9 protein-coding genes and 1 pseudogene are annotated in these 7,778 nt (G+C 67.7%); 5 read left to right on the forward strand and 5 right to left on the reverse strand.

Going from position 1 to position 7,778, the window contains the following annotated elements; genetic code table 11:
• A pseudogene (locus HKK72_RS32865) lies at nucleotides 1-398 on the reverse strand (hypothetical protein); the annotation flags it as partial.
• A gap of 254 nt (nucleotides 399-652) precedes the next feature.
• Nucleotides 653-865, reverse strand: coding sequence for a hypothetical protein (locus tag HKK72_RS32870; RefSeq protein ID WP_187238323.1), 213 nt, complete (start codon nucleotides 863-865; stop codon nucleotides 653-655).
• 114 nt (nucleotides 866-979) lie between these two features.
• Between HKK72_RS32870 and HKK72_RS32875 the strand changes: the two genes are divergently transcribed.
• Nucleotides 980-1,738 (forward strand): GntR family transcriptional regulator, encoded by a 759-nt coding sequence (locus tag HKK72_RS32875; protein WP_187238324.1) that lies wholly within the window; start codon nucleotides 980-982, stop codon nucleotides 1,736-1,738.
• A 137-nt stretch (nucleotides 1,739-1,875) separates the two neighbouring features.
• Nucleotides 1,876-4,098, forward strand: coding sequence for a 1,4-alpha-glucan branching protein GlgB (gene glgB / locus HKK72_RS32880; protein ID WP_187238325.1), 2,223 nt, complete (start codon nucleotides 1,876-1,878; stop codon nucleotides 4,096-4,098).
• A gap of 127 nt (nucleotides 4,099-4,225) precedes the next feature.
• Here the strand turns inward: glgB and HKK72_RS32885 are convergent, their stop codons facing one another.
• From HKK72_RS32885 to HKK72_RS32895, 3 genes are all read right to left on the reverse strand, one after another.
• The gene (locus HKK72_RS32885; protein ID WP_187238326.1) at nucleotides 4,226-4,366 is read right to left on the reverse strand and encodes a hypothetical protein; all 141 of its coding nucleotides are present in this window, start codon (nucleotides 4,364-4,366) and stop codon (nucleotides 4,226-4,228) included.
• 85 nt (nucleotides 4,367-4,451) lie between these two features.
• The gene (locus HKK72_RS32890; protein WP_187238327.1) at nucleotides 4,452-5,798 is read right to left on the reverse strand and encodes a tyrosine-type recombinase/integrase; all 1,347 of its coding nucleotides are present in this window, start codon (nucleotides 5,796-5,798) and stop codon (nucleotides 4,452-4,454) included.
• Nucleotides 5,785-6,387 (reverse strand): helix-turn-helix transcriptional regulator, encoded by a 603-nt coding sequence (locus HKK72_RS32895; protein ID WP_187238328.1) that lies wholly within the window; start codon nucleotides 6,385-6,387, stop codon nucleotides 5,785-5,787. Before HKK72_RS32895 ends, HKK72_RS32890 begins: the two co-directional genes overlap by 14 nt.
• A gap of 223 nt (nucleotides 6,388-6,610) precedes the next feature.
• On the opposite strand from HKK72_RS32895, the gene HKK72_RS32900 reads away from it, so the two are divergent.
• The 3 genes from HKK72_RS32900 to HKK72_RS32910 form a co-directional block, all read left to right on the forward strand.
• Nucleotides 6,611-6,880 carry a helix-turn-helix transcriptional regulator gene (locus tag HKK72_RS32900; protein WP_187238329.1) on the forward strand — a complete coding sequence of 90 codons (270 nt, stop codon included), beginning with the start codon at nucleotides 6,611-6,613 and terminating at the stop codon, nucleotides 6,878-6,880.
• A gap of 146 nt (nucleotides 6,881-7,026) precedes the next feature.
• Nucleotides 7,027-7,338: a hypothetical protein gene (locus HKK72_RS32905; protein WP_187238330.1), complete on the forward strand. Its 312-nt coding sequence runs from the start codon at nucleotides 7,027-7,029 to the stop codon at nucleotides 7,336-7,338.
• Nucleotides 7,335-7,778: hypothetical protein (locus HKK72_RS32910; RefSeq protein ID WP_222721435.1), on the forward strand; the 444-nt coding region annotated here is incomplete at its 3' end. The genes HKK72_RS32905 and HKK72_RS32910, both read left to right, overlap by 4 nt.

Consider the following 7,778-nt stretch of genomic DNA (forward strand, 5'->3'; position numbering starts at 1 on the left):
AGGTCCATGCGCTGGTCGAGGGAGCCGAAGTTGTACTGGTCCCTGGCGGGTTCTGGATTGTCCACCCCCCAGCCCATGATCGCTTGGGCCTGCACGACCGGCTGGCGGGAGATCGAGCCGCGTACCGCGTCGGTCGCCCCCTGCTCACCGATGCCCGCGCTGTACTGGGTGTGCGTGAAGCCCCAGGCCGGCCAGGATTTCGGGGCGCCGACCGCCACCCGGCCGACGCTCCGCCGGTCCGCCGATCGCGGCGGCTCGGCCCGAGACGGTTCGTTCCGCGTCACCGCCAACAGGATCGCGGCGGCCAGCACCCCGGCCAGGGCGATGGCGAACGCGAGCATCCACAGCGGGCGCCTGCGGCGCCCGTGCCTCCCCTGGCGGTTACTGAGTAATGCCACGCAGGTCACCGTAACGCGACGGTAGGCACACACAGGGTGATCCGGTGAAACCGTCGGCGCGTCGCACGGCGCCAAGAGCAGGAAGCCGGGACCGTGGCGGGACGTCGGGGGCATCCGACCTGCCCGGCAGCAGATCGTGCCCACATGGGTAACCGCAGTGCCAGATTTCCCTGCCGTCACGGCGCGGGTCTATGGTGCGACGCCGACCGAGCCGAGCCGGTCCGCCCCCGCCGGCGGACCGGGCCGACCCGCCCCTACTGCCAGTCCCTGCGCTTCTGGTCGACCAGCAGCGCCCGCAGACCGGCGGAATCGTCGGCGGCCACGGTCATCGCATATCCGGCTTGGAGCTGCGCGTCCGTGAGGTCTCCGTTCCGCGTCGCGTACCAGCGGCCGGCGTCGCTGCGCCACACGAGCCAGCCGGGGAACTCCTCCTCAATGGCGGCCTTGAGGTCTTCGAAGTCCCCCATCGTGGCCATCCTCTCCAAGGAATGCCTTCCGTATACGAAAGTGATACACAAGACGATAGGAGTCAAGCTGTACGTAAGTGGAACGTCTCCCGGGCGCAAGAGGAGGTGACACCTGTGCAGGGTCGCCCCGCCTATCTCCGGATCGCTGAGGAACTACGGGGCGGCATCCGCGACGGCAGCCATCCACCCGGCTCGAAACTCCCGACGATGGCCGTGCTCTCCCAGATGCACGATGTCTCCGAGATCGTCGTGCGGCAGGCCATCGCGCTGCTCCGCGGTGAGGGCCTGGTGGAGACCAGGCGGGGCGGTGGCACCGTGGTGCGCGTCTGTCCCCCGGCCCGGCGCGTGGCGATGGACCGGTACCGGCTGGAGACCCGGCCTCTGGCGGCGCCGGCGACGTCGTTCACCCATGACCAGCGGATCGGCTGGCGGGACTACCGCCTCGACCGCGCCTACACCCGGGTGCCGGCCGACGCCGCGCTCGCCGCGCTGTTCGAACTCCCCGCGACGACCGAGCTGCTGCGCCGCCGGTTCGTGTTCCACGCCCGCGGCGACCCCCAGCAGATCTCGGTGAACTATCTGCCCTGGGACCTGGTGGCGGGCACCCCGGTCGCCGATCCCGAGCGCGAGCCGTGGCCGGGTGGCACCCCCGCGCAGCTCGCGTTCCTCGGGCACCCGCTGACCCGGGTAGAGGAGTCCGTGCGATCCCGCATGCCGACCCCCGAGGAGGCCGAGACCCTGCGAATGACGGGCGGCGTGCCCGTCATGACCATCACCCGCCGCATGCTGTCCGGCGAGCACGTGCTCGAGGTGTGCCGCGACATCGTCATCCCGGCCGACCGCGTCATCCTGGACTACGCCATCGACCTGTGACGTGCACGGGACGACCCCAGACGACATTTCGCCGAAATGACGGCACGACGATCGCAGCGTTTCCGTGAAACGCGCCGTTCATGGGGAAAGGCATAGGTTGGACCTACAGTCCAGCGATCAAGGAGGCCCTCACCGCCATGGCACGGGTGACGCGGGATGAGATGGACCGGCTGACCGGCGGCGAACATCATGATCCACATGGGGTGCTCGGCGCCCACCCCGGCCGTGACGGGGTCACGATCCGCGCTCTGCGGCCACTGGCCGAGACCGTCGAGGTGGTCCTGCCCGACGGCACCCGCCATCCGTTGCGCCACGTCCACGCGGGGGTCTACACCGGAACGCTGCCCGAGGACGCCTCTCTCGCCGACGTCAAGGCCGACAGCGCCCCGCTCGCGGTGCCCGACTACCGGCTCGCCGTGACCTATTCCGACGGGCCGGAGCTCATCCAGGACGACCCGTACCGCCACCTGCCGACGCTCGGGGAGCTCGATCTGCACCTGATGCAGGAGGGCCGGCACGAGGAGCTGTGGAAGGCGCTCGGCTCTCGCGTACGGACGTACGCCTCCGCCTTCGGACCGGTCACCGGCACCGCGTTCACCGTGTGGGCGCCGAACGCGCGCGGCGTGCGGGTCATCGGCGACTTCAACCACTGGGACGGCACCGCGCACCCCATGCGGTCACTGGGGTCGTCGGGCGTGTGGGAGCTGTTCGTGCCCGACGTCGCCGACGGCACCGCGTACAAGTACGAGATCCTCGGCGCCGACGGCGTGTGGACGCGCAAGGCCGACCCGATGGCCCAGGCCACCGAGTGCCCGCCCAAGACCGCGTCGGTGGTGTACGGCACATCGCACGTGTGGTCGGACGGCGAGTGGATGGACCAGCGGAAGGGACGCGACTGGCTGCACGAGCCCATGAGCGTCTACGAGGTGCATCTCGGCTCGTGGCGGCAGGGCCTCGGCTACCGCGAACTCGCCGACGAGCTGGTGTCGTACGTCTCCGACCTCGGCTTCACCCACGTGGAGTTCCTGCCGGTGGCCGAGCATCCGTACGGCCCTTCCTGGGGATATCAGGTGACGTCGTACTACGCGCCGACCGCGCGCTTCGGCGATCCGGACGATCTGCGGTATCTCATCGACCGGCTGCACCAGGCCGGTATCGGTGTGATCGTCGACTGGGTTCCCGCGCACTTCCCCAAGGACGAGTGGGCGCTGGCGCGCTTCGACGGCACCGCTCTGTACGAGCACGCCGACCCGATGCGCGGCGAGCATCCCGACTGGGGGACGTACGTCTTCGACTTCGGCAGGCCGCAGGTGCGCAACTTCCTGGTGGCCAACGCGTGCTACTGGCTGGAGGACTTCCACGTCGACGGGCTGCGGGTGGACGCCGTCGCCTCGATGCTCTACCTGGACTACTCCCGCGAGGACGGCCAGTGGACCCCGAACGTCTATGGCGGCCGGGAGAACCTCGAAGCGATCTCGTTCCTGCAGGAGATGAACGCCACGGCGTACAAGCGCTCGCCCGGCATCATGACCATCGCCGAGGAGTCGACCGCCTGGCCGGGCGTGTGCCGGCCGACGCATCTCGGCGGGCTGGGCTTCGGATTCAAGTGGAACATGGGGTGGATGCACGACACGCTCGGCTATCTCAAGCACGAGCCGATCTTCCGGAACTACCACCATGGCGAGATCACGTTCTCGCTGGTGTACGCGTTCTCGGAGAACTACATCCTGCCGCTGTCCCACGACGAGGTCGTGCACGAGAAGGGCTCACTGCTCGGCAAGATGCCGGGCGACTCCTGGCAGAAGTTCGCGAACCTGCGTGCCACTCTCGCGTACATGTGGGCGCACCCGGGCAAGCAACTCCTGTTCATGGGCGGCGAGTTCGGTCAGGGCGGTGAGTGGGCGGAACAGCGGTCGCTCGACTGGTGGCTGCTCGATGACGAGCTGCACGCCGGGACGCAGAAGTTCGTCGGCGACCTCAACCGGGCCTATCGCGCGTCCCCGGCGCTGTGGACCAGGGACAACGACCCGCAGGGCTTTCAGTGGATCGACGCCAACGACGCGGCCGGCAATGTGCTGAGCTTTCTGCGGTACGGGTCGGACGGCTCAGTGCTCGCGTCCATCGTCAACTTCGCCGGGATGCCGCACGAGGAGTACCGGGTCGGCCTGCCCTTCGCGGGCACATGGCGCGAGGTGATCAACACCGACGCCTATGAGTACGGCGGTAGCGGTGTGGGGAACCTCGGCCGGGTGGAGGCGGTCGACGCGCCCTGGCACGCTCAGCCGGCCTCCGCCGTCCTGCGGGTGCCGCCCCTCGGCGCCGTCTGGCTCACCCCCGAGCGCATCCCCTCGCCGCTGTGATCTTGCGGTCGTTCGTCTGCGAACGACCGCAAGATCACTATAGGCGACCGGGCGAACGGGCGACCGGGCGAACGTCGGACGACGCTCGCCACGGTCAACATCGGCGCGGCGTCCGTCCAGGGGTCGGTCAGTGCAGGAACCGGTCGAGGGTCTGCGCGAGGCCGTCCTGGTCGGCCTCGGCCGGCCAGCCCTGATCGAGGGCCGTTCGGGCGAGGCGGGCGGCCGCCTCGCCGGGACGGAACACCGAGTGCCGTTCGTTCGGGGACATGCCCCAGACGAACCAGAAGAACTGAACATTCTCACGGAATTCCGGCCGACCTGGTGTCTGACCTGCATGCGGACGGTTGTGGCGGTCACTGCGACACCGCCTGTTCCGGCCCTGTTCCGCTGGAGATTTGATCTTGGACGGCGCGGAGACGGAACAGACTCCGGTCGATCGCGTTCCGCGCCTGCTCGAAAGTCTCCGGAGTCACATGGCCGTAGGTGCCCAGGGTCACCGGAACGCCCACACCCCTGCGACTGTGCCCCAAGAAGTCCATGACCCCCGCCAGGGATACGCCAGCGTCCATCAGCGTGGTGGCGTAGTAGTGCCGCAAGGCGTGAGTACCGTCCTCGCGCGACTCCACGTAGACGAACCGGCCGTTGCTGTTCTTGGCCCTCGGCGGGATTATCCCCGCCTTGACCAGCGCCGGTTTCCACACGCCCTGGTCGTAGGCCATCGTGCGCACGTGCTGATCGTGGGTCCGCCGGTCGTCACCGTGCCACCGGAACAGCAGCTTGACCGCGCGCTCCTCCTCCGCCGGGCCGCGCTCGGGCATCCACGGCAGCGCGTACGGCCGCGGCGGGTAGGCCTCAATGTGCGCCTTCACCGCGCGCGCGACACCGCTAGGCAGCGGGGTGGTCCGTACCCTGCCGTACTTCGGGGCCTTGAAGACCCACAACCCGCCGATCTTGACGATCTGCCGGCCGATCTCAACCGTCTCGGCCTCGAAGTCGAAGTCGTCCTCTCCCAGCGCGAGCGCCTCCCCCTCGCGGAGACCGAGGCCTGCGCCGAGGGTGGGGATCAGCCGGTACGGCTCGGCGTGATGGTCGGAGACGAGCCAGATCCGCTCGACCGGCCACGGCTTCCGCTCCTTGTGCTCCTGCTTCGGCACCGGGACGATCGGCGACTTCACCGGGTTGTCCTTGCGCATGCCGTCCGCCACGGCCAGGTCGAAGATGCCGGCCAGGATGGTGTAGGCCACGAACTGCGTGCCGGGCCCGCGCTTCTTGCCGAGCTCGCGGAGCCACTCCAGCACCTCGGACGGTCGAACGGCCTGCACCTGGCGGTGGCCGAACGCGGGCTCGACGTGGAGGCGGAAGGCGCCCTCGTACTTCGGGAGGGTGGTCGCGCCGACGTCACGGAGCCGGAGCCACTTCTTGCCGAGCGGGCCGATCAGCTCCTTGCCGGCATCGGGGGCGATGTACTCGCCGCGCTCGACGTCGGCCTCCTTGGTGGCCCCGTAGCTCTTCGCCTTCTCCTTGACGGCGAACGCCTTGGTCTTCTCCTTGCCGTCCGGGTCGATCCAGCAGGCGAGCCACCGCTTCGCGTCCTTGCTGCCGCCGCGGTCGGGGTGGCGCCCGGTCTTCCGTTTGATCTTCTTGTCGGGGTCGTTCGGGTCCTTGACCTCGACGAACCAAAGATCTCTAACTCTCGCCATCGGTCACCTGCTTGTCCTTGACCTGGTCGAGTAGTTCTTTCAACCGCAACCCTGTGCCGCGCCCAGGCCCCTGCCGACCAAACTTGCCTTCGAATTCCATGAGCGCGAACTCAACCGCGTACTCCGGTGTGGACATCTGCAGCCGGGCTTTCGCGGACGTGAGCGGCTTCTCAAGCGCCTCCTGATCTAGTGAACCTCGCGGGTTCTCGATTTGCTCGATCTGAGCTTCAAGCGCGATGCGGGCGTTCCAGAGGTCCTTTATCGCCGCGACGACCACTTGGTGCGCGCGATAGGTATCGGTCGACCTGCTCTCGAGTAGGTGAGCGGCAACGGCTTCAGCCGGTTGTCTCGTGAGGTCCGCGACCGTCGAATTGACGACCCGCGCGAACTGCTCCGCCTCGTTCAACCGCACCGCCCGGGTGCCGTTCTCGACCCTGGCGATCGTTTGCTGGTGGAAGGCGTGTCCGGCCTCGACCATCCGCTCGGCGAGTTCTGCTTGGGACAGCCCCATGGCCTCACGCCGCTCGCGCAGGTTCCTAGCGAACCGCTCCTCTGGGGTCCCCCACTCAAGCCGCGCCTCATCTCCCATGGAGAGCAGAGTACAACAAACTGTTGTGCGTTCCAACAGTTGCGAGCCAGTGACGGTTGTGGCACCATCAGCCCCAGAACGGTGATGATCGCGCAATTTTCACATCGAAAAGTTGTTATCGCAGGTCATCGCCCGCACTACACACAAGTGCGGCCTGACGGGACCGTCGCCAAACACCCCCGCCAGGCCGCCGACCCACCACCCTGAAGAGAGGAAGGGTCGCATGAAGGCTACCCATGCCGGTACTCGTCGCGCCGCCCAGGTGCCCACTCGGGGCGAAGTTGCCTCCCCGCCGGACCGTAGAGGAGATCGGCTCCTCCGGCTGCCCGCGATCAGCGAGATCACCGCGCTGTCTGAGGCGACCCTGCGCTACAAGCGCCACTGCGGCACCGGTCCCCCGATCTTCCGGCTGAGCAAGAACTTGGTGTGCTGGGAGAGCGACCTGCTCGCCTGGATCGATGAGGAAGCCGCTAAGGACGCCGCGGCCTCCTGACCTCCGCTGCGGCTCACGCCGTTCAGCGCATCCACCACTGGCCTCACCGCACTGAGCCGAGTCACCTCAACGGACAGACGGGCTTCCCCTCACCCCCCTGCCGTGCCCTTCGAACATCGACTCGATCGCACAGAGGGAACCCCCAAGTGACCTTCACAAACTGCAACGCCTTCCCCCCTCAGTCCTGGGCCGCGCTCACCGATGCGGAACCACGGCTCCTCACCTTGGAGCGGGACATCCGCAGTGGCGCTGCTCGGCACCTGAAGCGGAATGGCCCGGTCACCATCGACCACCTATGGGCAGGCCACGGGGGCTACAAGAGGCGCCTCACGCAGTTGGCCGGCTGGTCAGCCGCGAACCCTTACCTGCGCACCAGCACGGCCTACGAGGTCGCGTACAGACATCTGTACAGCGTCCTTGAGGACTACGACGACATCGTGAACGGGGCGAGATATTGAGCAGGGCATACGCCCAGATCTTCAAGGACATCTGGGCAGACGAGGACTTCCGGGACCTGGACCCCGGGCCTCAGAGGCTCTACCTGTTCCTGCTGAGTCAACCCACCATTAATTACGCGGGTGTGCTCAGTCTCAACCCCCGCCGGTGGGTCCAGCGCTCGAAGGGCTGGACTCTCGAGCAACTCACGGCGGAACTCCGCGTTCTCGTCGAGCGCCGGTACGTGCTCGTGGATGAGGACGAGGAGGAAGTACTCGTCCGGACGTTCATCCGCAACGACGGTGTGTGGCGGAACCCGAAGACCCTCAAGAGTGCCCGTCGCGATGCCCTAGCTACGGGGTCGCGACCCCTTCGCCAGGCCCTGATCGTCGAGTTGGAACGGCTTCCGCTCGATGATTTGCCCGAGCACACGCGGCAGACGATCTCGACCGACGTGAAAGAC

It is taken from the genome of Actinomadura sp. HBU206391, from assembly GCF_014323665.1.
GTDB lineage: Bacteria > Actinomycetota > Actinomycetes > Streptosporangiales > Streptosporangiaceae > Actinomadura_C.